This window comes from Fructobacillus durionis (assembly GCF_900112405.1).
In the GTDB taxonomy this organism is placed as follows: domain Bacteria; phylum Bacillota; class Bacilli; order Lactobacillales; family Lactobacillaceae; genus Fructobacillus; species Fructobacillus durionis.
Genome location: NZ_FOLI01000001.1, coordinates 1 through 18,683, shown reverse-complemented (window position 1 = coordinate 18,683; position 18,683 = coordinate 1). Strand labels below are relative to the sequence as shown.

Genomic DNA, 18,683 nt, shown 5'->3' with positions numbered 1-18,683 from the left:
TTTGGAAAGTCGGAAACTCGACTTCGTACTTATTCTAGATGAATTATAGCATAAAAAAGCCACCATCTCCATGGCGGCTCTCGGGAAAGATAGAAGCCAATGAATTTATGCTTATCCACAAATAAATTGTAGCATCAAAAAGTTACCATCCCCATAACTCATCGTAATATCAAAGTTTCATCATCGGCTCGACAATCGCTTTCCCTGCGCAATGGCATCCGCTTCCGTCATCGTGATAATATTTGCTTTGTTCGTTCGAGCAGGCATATTACTTGTGTCATACCAGCAAACGTTAGACTTACCACCGCCCGTTACATAAACTGTTCGGCTTGATCCAGCATTTTCGTTTTGAACAGGCTGTTGCACAGCTGGTGATTGCTGAGCAGGTTGGCTAGCAGCAGGTTCAGATTTCTTCTCGGTCGACTTCTTACTACTCTTCTTTTTAGACTTTGAGGAGCTAACGGTATGACTTTCCTTATCAACCGTATTAGTGGCACGTCCAGTCAAATAGTCAATCTGTGCATTTGGTGATACGTTATCCAAAGTCACGTGTGTGATTCCCGCAGCATCAACAGACTCTTTATCCGATCCCAACTTAATTTCTAAGACTTTTCCGTCTGAATCAAGGCCAACATAGGACAAAACAACCTGACGAGGAATAAGCTCATCCCCCTGATAGATTGGCTTTACCTGGTAATCCAGCCAGTAATGAGGATGATTAGCTAACCAAGAATCTAAGCGATTCTCATAATAGAGCATCGAATCCTTGTTACCATCATTCATGCCCTTGTAGTTACCAGCATTCATCCAGGCCGTTTCAGGCACCAGGTTCTTTGGCTCATCGTTCAAGCCGCAGAACTGATAACCAACCAGGTGGCCACGGTTCATCAGCCAGGCCTGCTTGGAACCATCCCCATAGTAAAACTTAAAATTGTGCCAACCAACGGGGTTATAGGTCAAACGAGCCGAACGCTTCTTCTTCGGTTCGTCCTTATCCTGTAACTGGATGTGGGAGTAGGTCGCACGCTGCAAGGAGTCTAAGTCTCCCATGACGTGCTGTTTCTTTCCTGTAAAAGTCAGAACACCGTCTGATTCTTGAACAGGCTTCTGGTTAGAAGATTTCGAAGAGTCCTCCTTATCTGACGAAGAGGTTTTCTTCTTTGAATCCGACTTAGCACTTGACGACTTTTTAGACGAACTGCTTTTATGACTGGTCTTGGCGGCTTGCTGATGGGTGGACGAGGACTGGTTATCGTCCGCATCGGCAGTCATACCAACCCCAACGAAGAAAAGTAAGCTGGCAGCAAGTAACCACTTGCCCTTCTTCTGTAACTTCAAACCGTTCTTACGATTTTTACGCCATTCAACGAAAAACCAGACGATTCCAATGAAAAACAACATGGCAAATATGTTATTCATTATAAAATTCCTATACTTTCTCTCTCATTTTGTATAAATACAATACTTAAATAGTGTACAGGAATTTAGAAATCAAATCTGTATGAACAATCAAACTGTTAGGTATGAAACAAAATTAATTAAAAAGTAAGGGGAATTAGAACAGGTATATTTGATAAACTAAAAAAGATAGCTTAATAAGTATTATAGGAAATCGTTGAAAGACTCAAGAACATGGAATTAAAACAATATGATTACGTCAAATTAAAAGATGGTCGTGAAGGATTTTTAGTTGAAATATGGTCCAACGAAACCGGCGACGCCATGATTGAAGTAATGGATCAAGTTAACCTCGGCTACACAATTGGATTAGATGACATCAAACCAAGTGATATTGAAGTGGTTTTAGAAACCAATCATCCCGCGTATGATGGAACACAGCATTGGTCAGACGAAGAGAAGAGGGATTAATCTAAACATGAAAAAAGAATACATGAGTAAGCGTGGTGTGCATACCACCATTGAAATTGAACGGACAACAAAAAGAGATCAAAAAGAGTTTTTACAAGATTTGTTTTCTTTGATTGCATTTGGGCTTGTAATTTGGTTATTTCTTTATAAGAAATTATTCAGCGGAAATGTGTTCTTGAATATATTGGAAATCGTATTAATCGCATGGGTTGTTGATACATTGACGCACACCTTTTATAGTCGTGTGGTTAAGAAGAAAGTAGAAAAAGAATCATAAAAGCGAACAGGCCACACTCTTTTAGCGTCGGATTGAAGAACCGTTGGCTAATCTATAATATTACCCAATTTGGGCTACAGAAAAGCAAGGTCAACCAAACAGTTAAATGACATAACCTCCCCGCTATATATTTATGTGTTATTTTTTGTGTTATTTTGCTTGAACTCTCTTGTAATTCATAGAACTCCGAAAAACAAAAAAGGCTCAACCACAGCACTTTCAAACGCTGAGTTGAACCTTTTTATTTCTGATAGCCCCAGAGGGAGTCGAACCCTCGATTCCGCGCTGAGAACGCGACGTCTTAACCACTTGACCATGGGGCCATAAATTTAGCACTTAATTAGTTTACTAAAGAAATGCGATTCGGTCAATAAGAAGCGCGACTTTTTTAGACGTAAACTCAGAGGCAGTCAGGCCTTCAAAGTACTCGAAAACCAGTGAAATTCCGGAATCGGGTTAATAGTAACTATCGAATTCAGTATAATAGTAGTGATGAGTAACTCACTTATTCGAGTTGCCAAAAAATACAAAGGAGCAGAATATGATCACCATTTCGAAGCTTAATAAAGCTTTCGGTGACCACCAAGCGGTTTCAGATTTATCTGTTTCCATTAAGCCCGGTGAAGTACTGGGTTTGATTGGGCAAAACGGTGCTGGAAAGACAACGACTTTCCGGATGATTTTGAACTTCATTGAAGCAGACTCTGGTTCCATCACTTGGGACGGTCAGCCCCTAACTGAAAAAGAGCGCCACAAGATTGGCTTTTTGCCGGAAGAACGTGGACTCTATCAAAAAGAAAGTATTGAGGATCAGGTTCTCTACCTGGCCGAATTGCACGGTATGAACAAGGCGGATGCCAAAGAAGCCCTAACAGACTGGATGAACAAACTCCAGGTTGTCGGCAAGGCCTCTGACCTCGTGCAAACCCTCTCCAAGGGAAACGCCCAGAAAATTCAGATGATTTTGGCTTTGATCTTCAAACCAGATTTCATCATCTTGGATGAGCCCTTCTCTGGATTGGATCCCGTTAACGCCGGACTCTTCATGGATACCATTAAGGAACTAAAAGAACAGGGTGCCATGATTATCTTCTCATCCCACAACATGGATAACGTGACAGAAATCTCCGACCAACTAGTCATGTTGAAGCAAGGACGCACAGTCCTACAGGGCCCTGTCCAAGAGATTCGTGAGTCCTTTGGACGGATTCGACTCTATGTTGAAGCCCCTGACTTTTCAGCAGTCGATTACAGTGCCATGGATGGTGTTAACCGTGTCGAGAAACAGGGTGCCGGCTACCTACTCTATTTGGATAATGAAAACGCAGGAAAGGCAATCTTCGACCAGGTAACCGCTAATGGTTACATCCCTGCCTTTTCACAGCAGCCACCAACTCTGGCAGAAATTTTCAAGACGGAGGTGGCCAGCCATGGATAAGCAAATTACACTAGTTGCCAAGCATACCTTCTTCACACGCCTGAAGAAAAAGTCCTTCTGGTGGGTCCTCTTCGGACCAGTCGCCCTCATTGTTTTCTCAGCCGCCATTGGCTGGGGCGTTTCCGTCTTCTCTTCCAATAAAACAGCGGATGTGGCGGTGGTTGCACCAAGCGAAGTACAATCGGCCATCAAGCAGAATCAAAAACACTTGAACATCAAAGTCAAGAACGAGAAAACGGAGACCGCTGCTAAGCAGTCCCTGAACAACGGTGACCTCGACGGGGTCCTCATCATCAATAATGACCAGGGGACCCTGCTCACGCAGCCGAAGTCAAACAGCATCGATACCGATAAGTTGAAGTCCTTCCTAAGTAAGCAACTCCTAGCCGATAAAGCTGCTAAGTACAACCTGACGGATAAGCAGATTGCTGACCTAAAGAGCCCCTTCAACCTGTCATCTAAGGTCGTTGATAAGAACGAAAAGAAGGATTCCGAAGCAGCCGATGCCGTTAAGCAAATTTTGACGATGGCCATTGGTATTGTCGTCTTCATCATCGTTTCCACCTACTCTTCCATCATTGGAAATGAAATTGCTAACGAGAAGTCCTCACGCATCATGGAGACTTTGCTAGCGGCTTCATCAGCGAAGGCTCAGTACTTCGGTAAGATTCTTGGTGTTTCCTACTTGCTCCTTACGCAGCTTGTTCTTTACGGACTAGCCGGTGGCGTCATTGCCATGGTCGGACAGAAAATGGCCATTACCAAGATGGTCTTCTCATATCTAACCGCGCTAACACCTGGCTTCTGGTTCTTCACGCTGGCCTTTGTTATCATTTCGACGGCCTCTTACCTGATTCTGGCGGCCATCGCTGCTTCACTAGTCAACGATCAAAGTCAGATTTCACAGGCCATGACGCCAGTGACGCTGATTGCCATGGTGCCTTACATCGTTGCCATCTCCAGCTCCTCAGCCGGTGCAGGAAACAACGCCTTTATCCAGGTTCTCTCCTACATTCCCCTCATGGGACAGTCCATCATGCCAAGTCAGTTGGCCAACCACTATGCGGCTTGGTGGCAGGCTAGCCTTTCATTAGTCCTAGCCATTCTCTTCTTCGCCTTCCTACTCCACTTTGGTTTGAAGCTCTACAAGAAGAATGTTCTCTCCTACTCAGAAGAAAACATTTCAAAGCAGTTGCTTGCTTCCTTGCTACCTGAAAAATGGTTAAAGAAAAAGAAGTCATAGCAAATACTTAATGACATACAAAAAAGCGTAATCCTTTCGGATTACGCTTTTTCTTTAACTTTATTAAGTGCTTACTTAAACCAAGCGTTCACTTGACTCTTGTGTGTCTTAATCCAGTCATCGGCAGCTTGCTTAGCAGACTTACCGTTTTGGATATCCAACATGACAGATTGCATATCTTCTTGGTTCCAGTGGAAGTTCTTCATGACCTTGTAAACGTCAGGGTTGGTTGACTTCAAGTTCTTACGAACAACCGTCTTGATGGTTTCGTCACCACCCATCGTTCCCTTAGGATCTTGCAGGAACTTCAACTTGTACTTGTTGAACATCCAGTGTGGTGTCCAACCAGTTACAACAATTGGTTGCTTGTTCTTGTAAGCCTTATCCAAGGCAGCCGTCATGGCACCTGATGATGAGGCAGTTAGCTTCCAACCAGACAAGTTTGAATAAGTATCGATTGTCTTCTGTGCGGCGGTCATAACACCAGCACCAGCTTCAATACCAATAATTTGCTTGTCAGCTTGGTTGGTCAAATCAGAAATTGAATTAACGTCCATGTAATCAGGAACAACTAATCCAAGTTTAACACCCTTCAAGTTTGTACCCAAGACATCCACTTGGTCCTTGTACTTGTTGTACATGGCCTTGTGAGTGTTTGGCAACCAAGCAGAAACCGTACCATCAATTTGCTTGTTAGCAACTGATTGCCAGTTAACCGCGTTGTCCAATGGCGTTGTCGTTACATCGTAACCGTGTTGGCGCATTGCTTCGGCCAAGACGTTTGTTGAGGCAACTTCAGAATCCCATTCAACATAACCAAGGTTAACCTTCTTACCAGATTGTTGAGCAGCAGTGATTGAACCAGCGATACCAGCAACGGCAATGATGGCAACCATGGCCCATGCGCCCCACTTACGCCACTTTGGCAACTTTGGTGTGGTAACAGGGTCCGTGTTCAACTTTGAAACAAAACGGTCGATGATAATGGCCAAGATAACCAAGGCAATACCATTAACGAATCCAGCACCAACGTCGGCGTGTTGTACGGCAGAGAGAACACCACGACCAAGTCCTGGTGCCCCAATCATTGAAGCCGTCACAACCATTGACAGGGCCAACATAATCGTTTGCTTTGAACCAGCAACGATTGATGGCTTGGCAGAAGGTAATTCAAGCTTGAACAGCTTTTGCCAAGTGGTTGAACCGAATGAATCGGCTGCTTCAACCAAGGCTTCTGGCACTTGCTTCATTCCCAAGTAAGTGAAGTTCACAACTGGTGGCAGCGCGAAGATCACTGATGAGAAGGTTCCAGGAACCATTCCGATACCGAAGAAGGCAACGGCTGGAATCAAGTAAACGAAGGCGGGCATCGTCTGCATGAAGTCCAGGATTGGCTTAATAATGGCATAGGCCTTAGGCGACTTTGACGTCCAGATTCCCAAAGGAATTCCGATAATCAATGAAACCAATGATGAGGTGATGACCAAAGTCATCGTCTGCATCAAATCTGACCAGAGTCCCTGGTTGGCAATCAAGGCCAAACCAAGAACAATCAAAGTTGGCAAACCATACTTCTTAGGTGTTGTGAACCAGGCCAAGAGGGCCAATGCAATGATGAAGACCGGCTGTGGGATGGCCGTCAAGAAGTTGGTCATGGCGTCCATGAAGGCTTGTCCACCATTTTGGATGGCATCAAAGAAACCTGACCAGTTCTTTGTCATCCAGTTCACGCCATCCGATACCCATTGGGCCAATGGCAATTTATCAATGGAGAATAAACTAGGCATTTGTTTGTCCGTCTCCTTCCGTTTGTGCTAAGGCTTCGATGACGGCACCACGAATGATGATTCCGCGCATCTTTTGGTCATCATCAACAACGGCCACTGGTGAGTGGGCATCGTAGATGATTGGCATAATGTCAGCCACAAGCGTATCAGGCTTAACAATTGGCATGTCGTCAATCACATCGCGCAATGGCAACTTTTCCTTACGGGCCTTCACTGCGTTATCGGATGTTAGGTATCCGGCAAACTTACGCTTACCATCAACGGCAACCAAACCAGAAACTTCTTCTTCAGACATCCGGTGCAAGGCAACGTTTGGACCATCTGAATCGATGTTAACCGTCAAACCAGGAATCATAATTGATTCAGCGTTCAAAACCTTTGAACGGTCAACGTCCTCAACGAAGTTTTCAACGTAATCGTTTGCTGGGTTAGTCAAAATTTCTTCACCAGTTCCAACCTGTTGTAACTGACCATCCTTCATGATGGCAATCCGGTCACCCAAACGAAGGGCTTCGTTCAAATCGTGGGTGATGAAGATAATTGTCTTTTGCACGTTTTGCTGCAAGTCCAACAATTCATCTTGCATTTCGTGACGAACCAATGGATCAAGGGCTGAGAAAGCCTCATCCATCAACAGAATGTCTGGATCGTTTGTCAAAGCACGTGACAAACCAACACGCTGTTGCATACCACCTGAAAGTTGTGATGGGTATTGGTTCTTGAAAGAAATTAGCTTTGAATTTTCCAAGGCCTTTTCAGCACGCTTGCGACGTTCTGCTGCAGGCACTCCCTGAATTTCCAAACCGTATTCTGTGTTTTCCAGAATGGTACGGTGTGGAAATAGAGCGAAATTCTGAAAGACCATCGACATCTTCTTACGACGGATGTCTAACATTTCTTTCTTGTTATAGTGGGTGATGTCTTTTCCGTCCAAGATAATCTGGCCAGAAGTTGGTTCGATCAAACGGTTAAGCAATCGAATCAACGTTGATTTACCAGAACCTGAGAGACCCATAATAACGAAGATTTCCCCTTCGTTAACTTCAAGGTTGATGTCGTAAACACCGACTGTTGAACCAGTCTTCTCAAAGATTTCGTTCTTAGACTTATTCTCCTTAACCATCTTCAAAGCAGCTTTTTGCTTCTTACCGAAGATCTTAGTTAGGTGCTTCAGTTGCACTTTTGGCATAAATCCTCCTATAGTTGACTATCTCATTAATTTAAAATAAACTAACAAGTGACCACCTGCATAAAAAAGCAGATGGGCAATAGTGACCACCTACTATCATACATAGATTGTCACTTTTTTTCAAATGAATATTAAATTTAAGTAACATTTTATTCGAGGATGCTATCTGATGCCTAAAATTAAGGAACCCCGCTATCATAAAATCGCCCAAGAAATTGCTGAAGCGATTGTTAATAAAAAATTTGAAGTTGGCCAAAAGTTACACGCTCGTTCGACACTGGCCGCTACTTTTGGCGTGTCTGCCGAAACAGCCCGCAAGGCCATCTCCGTTCTTGCAGACTTAGATATTGTCAAAGTCGTCCACGGATCTGGCGTTGAGGTGCTCTCCCGCGAGCGGGCCCGCGAATTTCTCTCACAGGCTAAGGAATCCCGTAACCTACAGGAAACACACAGCCAAATTAAAGCACTGATTGCCAAGCAAAAAGAAGATCTAACAAATTTGGACGAATCCTTCACTCTTTTGCTCGACCAGACCCAGCGTGTCAATCAGCACAATCCAATGTCTCCCTTTGAATACATCCCCGATGCCAATTCCGACAAGCTCAACCGCTCAATCGGTTCTCTAAATATTTGGCAGAACACTGGGGCAACTATCATCGCGGTCCTACACGATGAAGATTTGATTCTTTCACCAGGACCATATGCCAACATCCAACCGGGTGACACCATTTACTTTGTTGGAACGGAAAAAACAGTAGAAGCCATCCAACAGTTCTTCGAAGGACCATCCACAAATTAATCAAAATAAAAAAGCAGACCATGTGGTCTGCTTTTTTTATATGTTCTTCAATCGTTCTTTATAAAGTTGACTTTCACTTTCATAACCAGGCTTCTCAAGCAAGGCAAACATCGCTGTTTTGTATGCTTCCACACCAGGTTGATTGAAAGGGTTAATACCGAAGAGGTAAGCCGAGATAGCCACTGACATTTCAAAGAAGTAAATCAGCTCACCCAAAGTTCGCTCATCCTGCTTAGCAATTCGAACGGCTAAGTTCGGAACACCACCGTCAATATGGGCAATGGCAACGCCATCGGCCGCCGTCTGGTTCACTTGATCAAGGGTCTTCCCTTCGAGATAGGCTAACCCATCTGAATTCTCAGGTGTCTTAGGTACATCAAGGTCAGACGCTACTTCATCAACACGGACAACCGTTTCAAAAAGGTCACGACGACCTTCTTGAATGTACTGACCAAAGGAATGCAAATCAGTCGAGTAGTTAGCAGATGAGGGATAAATCCCCTTCAAATTCTTCCCCTCTGACTCCCCCATCAACTGCTTCCACCATTCAGCAAAATACTGGAGGGAAGGTTCCCAAGAAGCTAAGATTTCGGTCGTGTATCCCTTATCGTAAAGAATCCGTCGGCTGGCTGCATACTGCAAGGCAGCATTTGAGCTAAAATTAGCTGAACGATAATTTTCTTCGCCCGCTGCAGCACCAGCAAGAACCTTTTCGATATCAATACCAGCAACGGCCATTGGTAAGAGACCAACAGCAGTCAAAACAGAAAAGCGTCCACCAATACCATCAGGCACCACCAACGTTTCGTAACCAGCAGTATCGGCCTCTTCACGCAAGGTTCCCTTCTTTTGGTCAGTGGTTGCGATGATGCGATCAACGGCACCTTCGCGTCCATAACGTTCTTCCAAAGCCTGCTTAAAGAATCGGAAGGACAAAGCGGCTTCCGTCGTTTGACCTGACTTCGAAATCACATTAACTGAGAAATCTTGATCACCAATAACGCGCAATAACTGCTGCAAGGCCATGGCTGACAAGTTATTACCAGCAAAGTAAATCTTAGTCTGCCCGTCTTCGAGTAAATCGTTATACCAAGGTGACTTCATAAAATCTAAGGCCATCTTGGCACCGAGGTAAGAACCACCGATGCCAATCACAACCAAGACTTTTGATTGCTGCTGCACCTTCTTAGCCAAGCGCTGAATTTCTTGCAGCTCCTGTTGGTCAAAGTTTGACGCCCAGTTAACCCAATCTGTGTAATCAGAACCAGCCCCCTTCTTTTCAAAAAGAAGCTTTTGAGCCATAGCCAACTGTGGTTTTAGCTCTTCGTACTCATGTTCTTTAATAAAGGTCTTAACACCATGTGAATCAAATTGAATTGCAGTCATGAAGACTCCTTCAGCATTTTCAATGCTTATTATTCTTATTTAAGCCCTTTGGAGAAACGAAAGACTTAGTCGTTTTCTACGGGTTGTCCCGCTAATTCAAGTGGAATTTCCTTCTTCGTTTCAGATGTACCAGGCAGGTACTTAGCCTTCAAATTAACGGCAATGTGTGCCAATACGTCTGTATCCGTCGTGCTTGGTTTCGTTGACAAAGTTGGTGCTTCCATCAAGGACAAGTTCTTATTCGACTTGGTCCAGTAGGTCGTTAAGGCAGCAACCTGCACTTTGGCTTTGACCTTTTCATCCTTGATAGCAAGTTTTGAAGCTCCCGACAAAGTCGTTCCCGCCTTATAGTCATGTGCATTCCGCTCCTTCAAAACCTGGTCAACCATTTCCAAAGTCTTTTGGAAGCGTTCCGTCTTATCCGTATAATCGGCAGCACCGTTAATCACCGTCAAGAAGAGGTGCCCGTTTTGGTCCTTCACAACACCCGTGTAAGAGGCACCAGATTCTGGAGTCGACCCTGTCTTCAAGCCCAACATTTGCAAATTATTAGGATTGTCCAGATTAGCTTCCATGTTGGCAAATGAAGTTCCAAAGTCTGATGCCTGGGAAATCTTTGTCGTCTTATTCTTCGTGTAGTTCAAGTTGGCCGATTCAGTCAACTTCATCAAATCAGGATCCATGCTCAAAATCTTCATAGCAATCTGTGCCACCTGTGTTGCAGAAGCATGGTTATAGTCAGATGAAGAAGCGGAGGTAATTTCGTTTTCAAAGGCGTCGCCGTTCTTTTGACCGGCACCGTTGTACCAGGCAGAACCAGATAGTTTCAAATCCTTCGCCCAGCCTTCAAGAGTCGCTTGATCCTTGCTTGAATCACCAGATAGGAAAGTCACCAAGGCAAAGGCGGCATCATTTGCAGAATTTGTAAACATTGCTGTGTACAAATCCTTAACAGAAACCTTATCACCAGTCTTAATATCGAGGTGTGAATACAAAGAATCACTTTGACTAGATAGGTCAGCATTTGATGGAATGGTTACCTGATCAGTCCATTCGATTTTCTTTTCTTGAATGGCCTTTAAAACACCGTAGGCAACTAACATCTTTGATTGAGAGGCAATCGCTACCTGCTTATTAGCATTCTTCTCCCCAATAATTTGACCAGTTGTTAGATCCACAACCAAACCGGATTTCGCATCAACTGAAAGTTGAACGGGCTCTTCCGTCTTTCCTGTCGATTGAACAACCGTTTTATGAACGTGTGGCCAAAAAACCACAGCCATAATGGCTACAAAGGCCAATACAAAAAAGGCAAAAGCGTACCACTTACTGCGGTCCCCCTTTTTCTGCTGCTTGACCTGATTCAATTTAGGTTGCTTCTTTTTCTTAAACATTCACTTCTTCTTTTTCTTGTTGCTTTGGCAAAGTAATAATAAAGGCCGTTAAATCAGCATTTGATTCGGCACGAACCTGCCCATGGTGCTTATCAATGACACCCTTCACGATGGAGAGACCTAGGCCCGTTCCACCTGTTTTCGTGTTACGAGAGGACTCAACACGGTAAAAACGGTTAAAGAGCTGGTTCAAGGACTGCTCAGGGATGGCAGGACCGTTATTGACAACACGAATTTCAACCTGTCCATCCGCTTTTTCTTGCGCCGTCAACTTAATGAACGAGGCACCCTGCCCATATTTCAAAGCGTTTTCAACCAAGTTAATTAAAACACGGGCCAGCTTTTCTGAGTCGCCAGCCATCACAATTAACTCAGGTGCCAATTGGGTAGTCAAACGAATTCCCTTCTTCTCGGCCTCAACGGCATAATTGGCCAAAACCTGGTCAAACAAATCACCCAGTGAAAAGTCCGACACATTCAATGTAATCTGGGAAGACTGTAGCTTAGCAAACTCAAAGAGGTCCTCTACCAGGACTTTCATCTGGTTAGCCTTATGGTAAGCCGTTTCAAGGTATTTCTTTTCATCCTCTGCTTGCATGACGGTTGTCGGCGTCACAACCAACCCCAAGTAACCAATAATGGCAGTTAGAGGAGTACGCAAATCGTGAGAGATGTTGGTCATCATCTCTTCCTTCGAAGCAGCCATCTGCAGCTGCTCCTGATGCTCTTCGTCAAACTGCTGCTGAGTTAAATCAAAGATTTCTTTAATTTGCTGGTCCATTGGGCCGGTTAACTTGTCTGGTAACTGAACCTTCTCTTCTTTTTCAATCGCTGACTGAAGCTCATTCACCAAACGCATCATCCGAACTTCTTTCTTGGCACGTCGGATGGTAAGAACCAGCAAAAGCAAAGTCAAAAGCCCTGTGAAAATGCAAAAAGAAGGCCAACTAGTCCATGATGACCAGCTGGGCCTTTCTTTCAAAATGTCAAAGAAAAGCACCCAGCCTGCTGCTAGGATAAAGCCAATTCCGAAAATGATTTTAAGAATCGATTGGCAGATAATTTTTGCTTTTTTGACCATATTAGTTCACTTCAATTTTATAACCAACACCCCAAACGGTTTGAATGACCTGGTCACCGTTCGTCGCTTCTTCAAGCTTATCACGAAGGTGTGACACGTGGACCATAACCGTCTTGGCTGAAACAACGGACTCTTGCTGCCAAACACGTTCAAAAATGTCATCAGCAGAGAAGACACGGTTTGGGTGTGAAGCCAAAAGGTAGAGAATGCCAAATTCAAGGGCTGTCAGGTTAACCAATTCCCCAGATGCCGTCTTCACATCATGTGAATCCTTGTTAATCACCAATGAAGCGACGTTCAACACATCAGGCTTTTGTTCCTGCACGGCGTTTTGTGAGCGGCGAATCAAAGAACGGATACGTGCCATTACTTCCAATGGGTTGAAAGGCTTTGTCACATAGTCGTCAGCACCAGAAATCAAACCTTGAATCTTATCCATGTCCGATGACTTCGCAGACAGCATCAAGATTGGCATGTGGGTGTCCTTGCGGACTTCCTTCAACACATCAAATCCTGTCATGTTTGGCATCATAATGTCCAAGACCATCAAAGCAATGTCAGGGTTCGTATTAAACTTTGACAGAGCTTCCTTACCGTCTTTAGCGATAAGGGCTTCGTAGCCTTCGTTCTTCAGATAAATTTCGAGTAATTCAGCGATCTCTTGATCGTCATCAACAACTAAAATCTTCATGATTAGCCTCGCTTCTGATTCTCTTGCTTCTCGTTTTCCTGACGTAAACGTTCCTGTTGTGCAAGCTTTGAAATGGCCAAAACACCACCACGCTTCAAGCCGGCATAACGACGGTTAACAAAGTACAGTGCCCAAGCGATGAAGAACATCAAACCGTTACCCCATACAGGCAAGACTGGGTTTAATGCAGCTGGCAAGTAAAGGAAGGCTGTAAAGCCACCAATCCAAAGCAGTGCGACGATTACCAACATCAACCAGCTTGGAATCTTTTTCTTGCTTTGGTCTTCCTTAGGATTTGGAATGAAACGTTGCATGGCCATCGTATAGATAGCACCACCCCAGAGGGAAAGTAAGATAATTGATGAAACACCAATTCCTTCAGATCCTGACTTAGATCCTGAGAATCCCATGGTTACTGTAAAGAAACCGGTTAAGAACATAATCAAAACCAAGGCAGTATCACCAGCTAAAAATCCAAAGGAATAATCGTGGAAGCCCTTTGCCAAGGCAACAGGGTTAAGATATTTTTCCAAAGTTTCTGCTGGTGTACCAAAGAGTTGGGCAGCGGTGTGCCCAAGCTTTTGTCCTTCGGCCAACTGTTGTTCAACTTCACCTAGGATTTCTTCCTTCTTTTCTTCACTGATTTTATCGCTATCAGCCAAGCCCTTTTCCAAATGGAAAAGGAAGTCCTGGTTTTTCTTCGTAAATTTGTGTTCGACTTCTGTCATCGTCTCACCTTTTTCTAAATATTAAACGTTGAATAGGAATTCCATGATGTCGCCATCTTGAACAACGTATTCCTTACCTTCAGAACGCAAACGGCCAGCTTCCTTCACGGCCTTTTCTGAACCGTACTTATCTAAATCATCGAATGAGAAGGTTTCGGCACGGATAAAGCCACGTTCAAAGTCGGAGTGAATAACACCAGCAGCTTGAGGTGCCTTGTAACCGGCCTTAAATGTCCAGGCACGCGTTTCCTTTTCACCTGCGGTGAAGAAGGTACGCAAGTCCAACAAGTGGTAGGCTGAGCGAATCAACTTGTCCAAACCGGGTTCTTCAACACCAGCCAATTCCAAGAAGTCCGCCTTTTCGTCGTCATCCAACTGAGCGATTTCTTCTTCTGCTTCTGCAGACAAGGCAATCACTTCGGCATTTTCGCTGTCTGCGAATTCCTTAATTTGCTTGTAGTAAGGAGAATTCTCAGGGTCACCCATGTCGTCTTCGGCAATGTTTGCTACGTAAAGCGTTGGCTTTGACGTCAACAAGAACAATCCCTTGACAACGGCCTGTTCCTCTTCAGTGAAGTCAATGGAACGAACGGCCTTACCGTCTTCCAAAACAGGCTTAATCTTTTCAAGAACTGCGGCTTCAGCCTTGGCAGCCTTATCAGAACCCTTCGCTGCACGAGCAACCTTTGCATAGCGCTTCTCAACGGCTTCCAAATCAGCCAAAACCAATTCAGTGTTGATGGTTGCGATATCATCCAATGGGTCAACCTTACCGTTAACGTGAATGATTTCATCGTCATCGAAGGCACGAACAACGTGCACAATGGCGTTTACTTGACGGATGTTTTCCAAGAACTTGTTTCCCAGTCCTTCACCCTTTGAAGCGCCCTTAACGATTCCGGCGATGTCAGTAAATTCAAAAGTCGTAGGAACAACCTTATCGGCTGGAATTAATTCTTGAATGCGTGCCAAACGCTTGTCAGGCACTTCAACGATTCCCACGTTTGGTTCAATCGTTGCGAAGGGGTAGTTGGCCATTTCGGCCCCGGCCTTCGTAATTGCGTTAAAAAGTGTTGATTTCCCGACGTTAGGTAAACCAACGATACCAGCTGTTAAAGCCATGTTATCAGTCCTTTCCTTTGACTAATCTTCTTGTTTGTCATCTGCCTTCTTCAACACCTTTTTAAGGCGCTTATCGAAGTTGAAACGGGTCAACATAATTGTCCGCTCACAGGCTGAGCAGGTCAACTTAATGTCAGCCCCCATTCGGTTAATAATCCAGGCATTGGTACCACATGCATGTGGCTTCTTCATTTCAACCAAATCACCTAGACCGTAGTCTTTTTGATCAACCATGATTAATCCACCTCAATGGCTAAAATTTCTAAAATGCGTTCCAAATCACGGTTGGAAACGTAGTTAATTTCAATCTTTCCAGAACCCTTTTTACCAGCGTTCACCTTGACCTTAGTACCAAACTTTTCCTCTAGGCGTTGGGATAAGTCTTCAACAAATGGCGAAGGCTTCTTTTCCTCTCGCTTAGGCTTGTCGCCGGCGTTCACTCGCTTAACTAAGGCTTCAACCTGACGAACGTTCAGCCCATCCTTCAAGATGGCAGAAACCACAGCGTTCATCTGTGACTCTTTTTCAAGACCGAGTAAGGCACGGGCTTGCCCCATGGACAACTGCCCCTGCTGAACTAATTCCTGAACGTTATCTGGTAACTTCAAGAGACGCAAGGCATTAGCAACCGTCGCACGTTCTTTTCCGACGCGGCTAGCCAACTTTGACTGGGTCAAATCGAGCTGTGCCATCAAGTTCGCATAGGCGCGGGCTTCTTCGATTGGATCCAGGTCATCACGCTGCAAGTTTTCAATCAAGGCTAAGGTCGCCATCGTTTCATCGTTGGTCTCTCGAACGATTGCTGAAATCGTCTTCTTTGCCAAAGTCTTACTTGCACGGAAACGACGTTCTCCAGCAATGATTTCGTACTTAGCACCGGACTTACGAACGATGATTGGCGTTAATAAACCATTTTCCTGAATTGACTGGGCCAATTCCTTAATTGACGTTTCATCAAAATGAAGACGTGGTTGGAATGGGTTGGCTTCAATTTTAGCCAATGGCAAGTCAATGACTTTTTCACCAGCTTCAACTGTTCGTGTAATTGTTTTTGAATGTTCTAATGCTTGTTTAGAAATCCCATTGGAACCAAATAAGGAATCCATGTTCTTTCCCAAGCCACTTTTTTGCTTAGCCATACTGTGCGATGACCTCCTTGGCAAACTCCGTGTACAACTTAGCACCCGTTGATTTAGGATCAAAGTCGATAATGGCTTGTCCGTATGATGGTGCTTCTGATAATCGAACAGAACGTGGAATCACTGTGTCGTAAACACGGTCTTCAAAGTAAGAACGGACCTGTTCAGATACTTGCTTTCCAAGGTTCGTACGACCATCGTACATCGTCAACAAGATACCAGCCATTTCAAGGTCTGGATTCAATCCCTGACGAACCAATTCAATCGTGTTAATCAACTGTCCTAAACCTTCCAAAGCGTAGAACTCAGTCTGCACTGGAATTAAAACAGCATCTGCTGCGGTAAAGGAATTAATCGTTAACAATCCCAACGAAGGTGGATTATCGATAATAACGTAATCATAATTTCCTTGAACCTTTGCAAGCGCCTTAGATAAACGATACTCTCGTTCTTCCATGTCCACTAATTGAACTTCCGCTTCTGAAAGCTGAATCGTCGTTGGAATAATGTCTAATCCTTCTGAGGAAGAAGCCATAATAGCATCTTGCACTGGGAAATCATTCACTAAAACATCATAAATGTCGTGTTCTAGTTCGGACTTATCAACCCCAACTCCTGAAGAAGCGTTTCCCTGTGGGTCAGCGTCCACTAAAAGAACCTTCTTACCAGCCTTTGCTAAAGCCGCCGAAAGGTTAATACTGGTCGTCGTCTTACCGACACCACCCTTTTGATTTGCTAATGCAATGATTTTCGCCACAATAAGGCTCCTTTACTACAAAAATCTTAGAGAGGTTTCTTCGTTGGTGTTCCAGCCTGTCGAGGATACTTCTTAGGGGTCTTTGAAACCTTCTCAACCACTTGAATAACACGTGGATCGCCGTTAGGTAATTCAAAGGACTTTTCGGAAACTAACTTTCCGCCCAAAGTCGCCAAGGCTTTTTTACCAGCCGCCATTTCATCCTTACCAGCAGAACCCTTCATCACCAAGAATTCGCCACCAATCTTTACAAATGGCAAGGTATATTCGGCCAAAACCTGTGTCCGAGCAACGGCTCGTGCCGTTGCATAATCAAAGGATTCACGTAAGTTTAAATCCTTACCTAAATCTTCAGCACGACCGTGCATAACAGTTACCCCAGTTAAGCCGAGTTTTACGACCATTTCCTTTAAGAAGTTGACACGCTTATTCAAGGAATCAACCATCGTCACTTGAAGGTTAGGTAGGGCAATCTTCAAGGGTAAAGCTGGAAAACCCGCTCCGGAACCAACGTCAATTAAGGTTGGCTCACCCTCCTTTAACTTTGGAATTTCAAGGGCTAAAGTCAAGGAATCATAAAAGTGCTTTAAATAGACTTCCTTTTTCTCCGTGATGGCCGTCAAGTTGAAAGACTGGTTGGCCAAAACGAGTTCGTTGAAGTAGGTCTCGAACTGTTCCATTTGCTTATCTGAAAGGGCTAATCCAGCCTCTTTCAATAATTTTTTGAATGTTTCTTGGTCCAAAATTTTCCTCCAAACCAGGCCAATTGTCCCTAGTTTACTAATATTAAGAATACCTAAAAAAGGCCTGATAATCAAGGTTCTTAAGGCCTTTTATAAACAAAAAAACCTGGACAAAAGTCCAGGTTGTATGTATGCCCTCGGTGGGAGTCGAACCCACACGGTGTTGCCACCACTGGATTTTGAGTCCAGCGCGTCTGCCAATTCCGCCACAAGGGCAATATAAAGTATAAATACTTTATTAGGGCGGTAGAAGGGGATCGAACCCTCGCATGCTGGATCCACAAACCAGTGTGTTAACCACTTCACCACTACCGCCATGGCAGGGATAGAGGGAATCGAACCCCCATCAACGGTTTTGGAGACCGCTATTCTACCATTAAACTATATCCCTAAGATTAGTATAATAAAATCAGTCTGATAACTGAACAACATGCTAGGGACTTGCACCCTATCAAACACTATTGTGCACGCTGTAAAAATAAAAAAAGAGATTTTAAATGGACGATACAGGGATCGAACCTGTGACCCCCTGCTTGTAAGGCAGGTGCTCTCCCAGCTGAGCTAATCGTCCGAAAGAATGGAGAAGAAGGGATTCGAACCCTCGAAGCGGCGTTAACCGCTTACACGGTTTCCAACCGTGCTCCTTAAGCCTGACTCGGACACCTCTCCAAAACTCTTTTTCATTTTTATATGTACAGGCATCGCATCGTCCTATCCTCGCAGCCAGCGTTCCGGCAACTACTTTTGGCGCTAAAGAGCTTAACTTCTGTGTTCGAGATGGGAACAGGTGGTTCCTCTTTGCCATCGACACGACACCTTTTGAGCTTTTACACTCAAAACTAAATAATCCTTACTTCTCTTTTTCCTTAAACAAACCACTCATTTGACTCTTTGGTTAAGTCCTCGACCGATTAGTACTAGTCCGCTCCATGCCTCACAGCACTTTCACTTCTAGCCTATCTACCTCATCATCTCTGAGGGGTCTTACTCTATTAATTAGATGGGAAATCTCATCTCGAGGCGAGTTTCACACTTAGATG

General features: G+C 44.3%; 18 protein-coding genes, 6 tRNA genes and 2 rRNA genes. 5 read left to right on the top strand and 21 right to left on the bottom strand.

Features of this window, described 5'->3' with window-relative positions; translation table 11 throughout:
- Positions 1–180 precede the first annotated feature (180 nt).
- Complete coding sequence (locus BMZ93_RS00130; protein ID WP_244269323.1) at positions 181–1,419, bottom strand: DNA/RNA non-specific endonuclease; 1,239 nt, start codon at positions 1,417–1,419, stop codon at positions 181–183.
- A gap of 213 nt (positions 1,420–1,632) precedes the next feature.
- On the opposite strand from BMZ93_RS00130, the gene BMZ93_RS00125 reads away from it, so the two are divergent.
- Positions 1,633–1,869, top strand: coding sequence for a hypothetical protein (locus BMZ93_RS00125; RefSeq protein WP_091501002.1), 237 nt, complete (start codon positions 1,633–1,635; stop codon positions 1,867–1,869).
- A 7-nt stretch (positions 1,870–1,876) separates the two neighbouring features.
- Positions 1,877–2,146, top strand: a complete 270-nt coding sequence (locus BMZ93_RS00120; protein ID WP_091501001.1) for a hypothetical protein — start codon at positions 1,877–1,879, stop codon at positions 2,144–2,146.
- A 251-nt stretch (positions 2,147–2,397) separates the two neighbouring features.
- On the opposite strand, the gene BMZ93_RS00115 is transcribed toward BMZ93_RS00120, so the two are convergent.
- Positions 2,398–2,469 (bottom strand) — tRNA-Glu (locus tag BMZ93_RS00115).
- 218 nt (positions 2,470–2,687) lie between these two features.
- On the opposite strand from BMZ93_RS00115, the gene BMZ93_RS00110 reads away from it, so the two are divergent.
- Positions 2,688–3,584, top strand: a complete 897-nt coding sequence (locus BMZ93_RS00110; RefSeq protein ID WP_091500999.1) for an ABC transporter ATP-binding protein — start codon at positions 2,688–2,690, stop codon at positions 3,582–3,584.
- The gene (locus BMZ93_RS00105) at positions 3,577–4,827 is read left to right on the top strand and encodes an ABC transporter permease (RefSeq protein WP_159427759.1); all 1,251 of its coding nucleotides are present in this window, start codon (positions 3,577–3,579) and stop codon (positions 4,825–4,827) included. The genes BMZ93_RS00110 and BMZ93_RS00105 overlap by 8 nt, the downstream gene beginning before the upstream one ends.
- A 71-nt stretch (positions 4,828–4,898) precedes the next feature.
- Here the strand turns inward: BMZ93_RS00105 and BMZ93_RS00100 are convergent, their stop codons facing one another.
- Together BMZ93_RS00100 and BMZ93_RS00095 are read right to left on the bottom strand one after the other, a co-directional pair.
- Entirely contained in the window at positions 4,899–6,614 is a 1,716-nt protein-coding gene (locus BMZ93_RS00100; protein ID WP_091500995.1) for an ABC transporter permease/substrate binding protein, read from the bottom strand.
- Entirely contained in the window at positions 6,607–7,803 is a 1,197-nt protein-coding gene (locus BMZ93_RS00095; RefSeq protein WP_091500993.1) for a quaternary amine ABC transporter ATP-binding protein, read from the bottom strand. Before BMZ93_RS00095 ends, BMZ93_RS00100 begins: the two co-directional genes overlap by 8 nt.
- 169 nt (positions 7,804–7,972) lie before the next feature.
- On the opposite strand from BMZ93_RS00095, the gene BMZ93_RS00090 reads away from it, so the two are divergent.
- Complete coding sequence (locus BMZ93_RS00090; protein WP_091500991.1) at positions 7,973–8,602, top strand: GntR family transcriptional regulator; 630 nt, start codon at positions 7,973–7,975, stop codon at positions 8,600–8,602.
- A 36-nt stretch (positions 8,603–8,638) separates the two neighbouring features.
- Here BMZ93_RS00090 and BMZ93_RS00085 read toward each other — a convergent pair whose 3' ends face one another.
- The 17 genes from BMZ93_RS00085 to BMZ93_RS00005 form a co-directional block, all read right to left on the bottom strand.
- Positions 8,639–9,988, bottom strand: coding sequence for a glucose-6-phosphate isomerase (locus tag BMZ93_RS00085; RefSeq protein WP_091500989.1), 1,350 nt, complete (start codon positions 9,986–9,988; stop codon positions 8,639–8,641).
- Positions 9,989–10,053: 65 nt separating this feature from the next.
- On the bottom strand, positions 10,054–11,382 hold the full coding sequence (locus BMZ93_RS00080; RefSeq protein ID WP_091500987.1) for a D-alanyl-D-alanine carboxypeptidase family protein: 1,329 nt from the start codon (positions 11,380–11,382) through the stop codon (positions 10,054–10,056).
- Positions 11,375–12,463 (bottom strand): sensor histidine kinase, encoded by a 1,089-nt coding sequence (locus BMZ93_RS00075; RefSeq protein WP_091500984.1) that lies wholly within the window; start codon positions 12,461–12,463, stop codon positions 11,375–11,377. The genes BMZ93_RS00080 and BMZ93_RS00075 overlap by 8 nt, the downstream gene beginning before the upstream one ends.
- Position 12,464: 1 nt before the next feature.
- Positions 12,465–13,154, bottom strand: a complete 690-nt coding sequence (locus BMZ93_RS00070; protein WP_091500982.1) for a response regulator transcription factor — start codon at positions 13,152–13,154, stop codon at positions 12,465–12,467.
- A gap of 2 nt (positions 13,155–13,156) precedes the next feature.
- The gene (locus tag BMZ93_RS00065) at positions 13,157–13,882 is read right to left on the bottom strand and encodes a DUF1129 domain-containing protein (RefSeq protein WP_091500980.1); all 726 of its coding nucleotides are present in this window, start codon (positions 13,880–13,882) and stop codon (positions 13,157–13,159) included.
- 21 nt (positions 13,883–13,903) lie between these two features.
- Positions 13,904–15,004: a redox-regulated ATPase YchF gene (gene ychF / locus BMZ93_RS00060; RefSeq protein ID WP_091500978.1), complete on the bottom strand. Its 1,101-nt coding sequence runs from the start codon at positions 15,002–15,004 to the stop codon at positions 13,904–13,906.
- Positions 15,005–15,025: 21 nt separating this feature from the next.
- Complete coding sequence (locus tag BMZ93_RS00055) at positions 15,026–15,238, bottom strand: DUF951 domain-containing protein (RefSeq protein ID WP_091500976.1); 213 nt, start codon at positions 15,236–15,238, stop codon at positions 15,026–15,028.
- 2 nt (positions 15,239–15,240) lie between these two features.
- The gene (locus BMZ93_RS00050) at positions 15,241–16,143 is read right to left on the bottom strand and encodes a ParB/RepB/Spo0J family partition protein (RefSeq protein WP_091500975.1); all 903 of its coding nucleotides are present in this window, start codon (positions 16,141–16,143) and stop codon (positions 15,241–15,243) included.
- The gene (locus BMZ93_RS00045; RefSeq protein WP_091500973.1) at positions 16,136–16,900 is read right to left on the bottom strand and encodes a ParA family protein; all 765 of its coding nucleotides are present in this window, start codon (positions 16,898–16,900) and stop codon (positions 16,136–16,138) included. Before BMZ93_RS00045 ends, BMZ93_RS00050 begins: the two co-directional genes overlap by 8 nt.
- 26 nt (positions 16,901–16,926) lie before the next feature.
- Positions 16,927–17,643: a 16S rRNA (guanine(527)-N(7))-methyltransferase RsmG gene (gene rsmG / locus BMZ93_RS00040; protein ID WP_091500971.1), complete on the bottom strand. Its 717-nt coding sequence runs from the start codon at positions 17,641–17,643 to the stop codon at positions 16,927–16,929.
- Positions 17,644–17,775: 132 nt separating this feature from the next.
- Positions 17,776–17,859 (bottom strand) — tRNA-Leu (locus tag BMZ93_RS00035).
- Between the two features lie 26 nt (positions 17,860–17,885).
- Positions 17,886–17,958, bottom strand: a tRNA-His gene (locus BMZ93_RS00030).
- A gap of 2 nt (positions 17,959–17,960) precedes the next feature.
- A tRNA-Trp gene (locus BMZ93_RS00025) sits at positions 17,961–18,034 on the bottom strand.
- A 107-nt stretch (positions 18,035–18,141) separates the two neighbouring features.
- Positions 18,142–18,214 (bottom strand) — tRNA-Val (locus BMZ93_RS00020).
- A 7-nt stretch (positions 18,215–18,221) separates the two neighbouring features.
- Positions 18,222–18,312 (bottom strand) — tRNA-Ser (locus BMZ93_RS00015).
- A gap of 29 nt (positions 18,313–18,341) precedes the next feature.
- Positions 18,342–18,458, bottom strand: a 5S ribosomal RNA gene (gene rrf / locus BMZ93_RS00010).
- 76 nt (positions 18,459–18,534) lie between these two features.
- Positions 18,535–18,683 (bottom strand): 23S ribosomal RNA (locus BMZ93_RS00005); the annotation flags it as partial.

What these genes read in the sequence shown, in the direction of transcription:
- BMZ93_RS00130 (WP_244269323.1), bottom strand. Translation starts at nt 1,419, where the DNA reads ATGAATAACATATTTGCCATGTTGTTTTTCATTGGAATCGTCTGGTTT.
- BMZ93_RS00125 (WP_091501002.1), top strand. Translation starts at nt 1,633, where the DNA reads ATGGAATTAAAACAATATGATTACGTCAAATTAAAAGATGGTCGTGAA.
- BMZ93_RS00120 (WP_091501001.1), top strand. Translation starts at nt 1,877, where the DNA reads ATGAAAAAAGAATACATGAGTAAGCGTGGTGTGCATACCACCATTGAA.
- BMZ93_RS00110 (WP_091500999.1), top strand. Translation starts at nt 2,688, where the DNA reads ATGATCACCATTTCGAAGCTTAATAAAGCTTTCGGTGACCACCAAGCG.
- BMZ93_RS00105 (WP_159427759.1), top strand. Translation starts at nt 3,577, where the DNA reads ATGGATAAGCAAATTACACTAGTTGCCAAGCATACCTTCTTCACACGC.
- BMZ93_RS00100 (WP_091500995.1), bottom strand. Translation starts at nt 6,614, where the DNA reads ATGCCTAGTTTATTCTCCATTGATAAATTGCCATTGGCCCAATGGGTA.
- BMZ93_RS00095 (WP_091500993.1), bottom strand. Translation starts at nt 7,803, where the DNA reads ATGCCAAAAGTGCAACTGAAGCACCTAACTAAGATCTTCGGTAAGAAG.
- BMZ93_RS00090 (WP_091500991.1), top strand. Translation starts at nt 7,973, where the DNA reads ATGCCTAAAATTAAGGAACCCCGCTATCATAAAATCGCCCAAGAAATT.
- BMZ93_RS00085 (WP_091500989.1), bottom strand. Translation starts at nt 9,988, where the DNA reads ATGACTGCAATTCAATTTGATTCACATGGTGTTAAGACCTTTATTAAA.
- BMZ93_RS00080 (WP_091500987.1), bottom strand. Translation starts at nt 11,382, where the DNA reads ATGTTTAAGAAAAAGAAGCAACCTAAATTGAATCAGGTCAAGCAGCAG.
- BMZ93_RS00075 (WP_091500984.1), bottom strand. Translation starts at nt 12,463, where the DNA reads ATGGTCAAAAAAGCAAAAATTATCTGCCAATCGATTCTTAAAATCATT.
- BMZ93_RS00070 (WP_091500982.1), bottom strand. Translation starts at nt 13,154, where the DNA reads ATGAAGATTTTAGTTGTTGATGACGATCAAGAGATCGCTGAATTACTC.
- BMZ93_RS00065 (WP_091500980.1), bottom strand. Translation starts at nt 13,882, where the DNA reads ATGACAGAAGTCGAACACAAATTTACGAAGAAAAACCAGGACTTCCTT.
- ychF (WP_091500978.1), bottom strand. Translation starts at nt 15,004, where the DNA reads ATGGCTTTAACAGCTGGTATCGTTGGTTTACCTAACGTCGGGAAATCA.
- BMZ93_RS00055 (WP_091500976.1), bottom strand. Translation starts at nt 15,238, where the DNA reads ATGGTTGATCAAAAAGACTACGGTCTAGGTGATTTGGTTGAAATGAAG.
- BMZ93_RS00050 (WP_091500975.1), bottom strand. Translation starts at nt 16,143, where the DNA reads ATGGCTAAGCAAAAAAGTGGCTTGGGAAAGAACATGGATTCCTTATTT.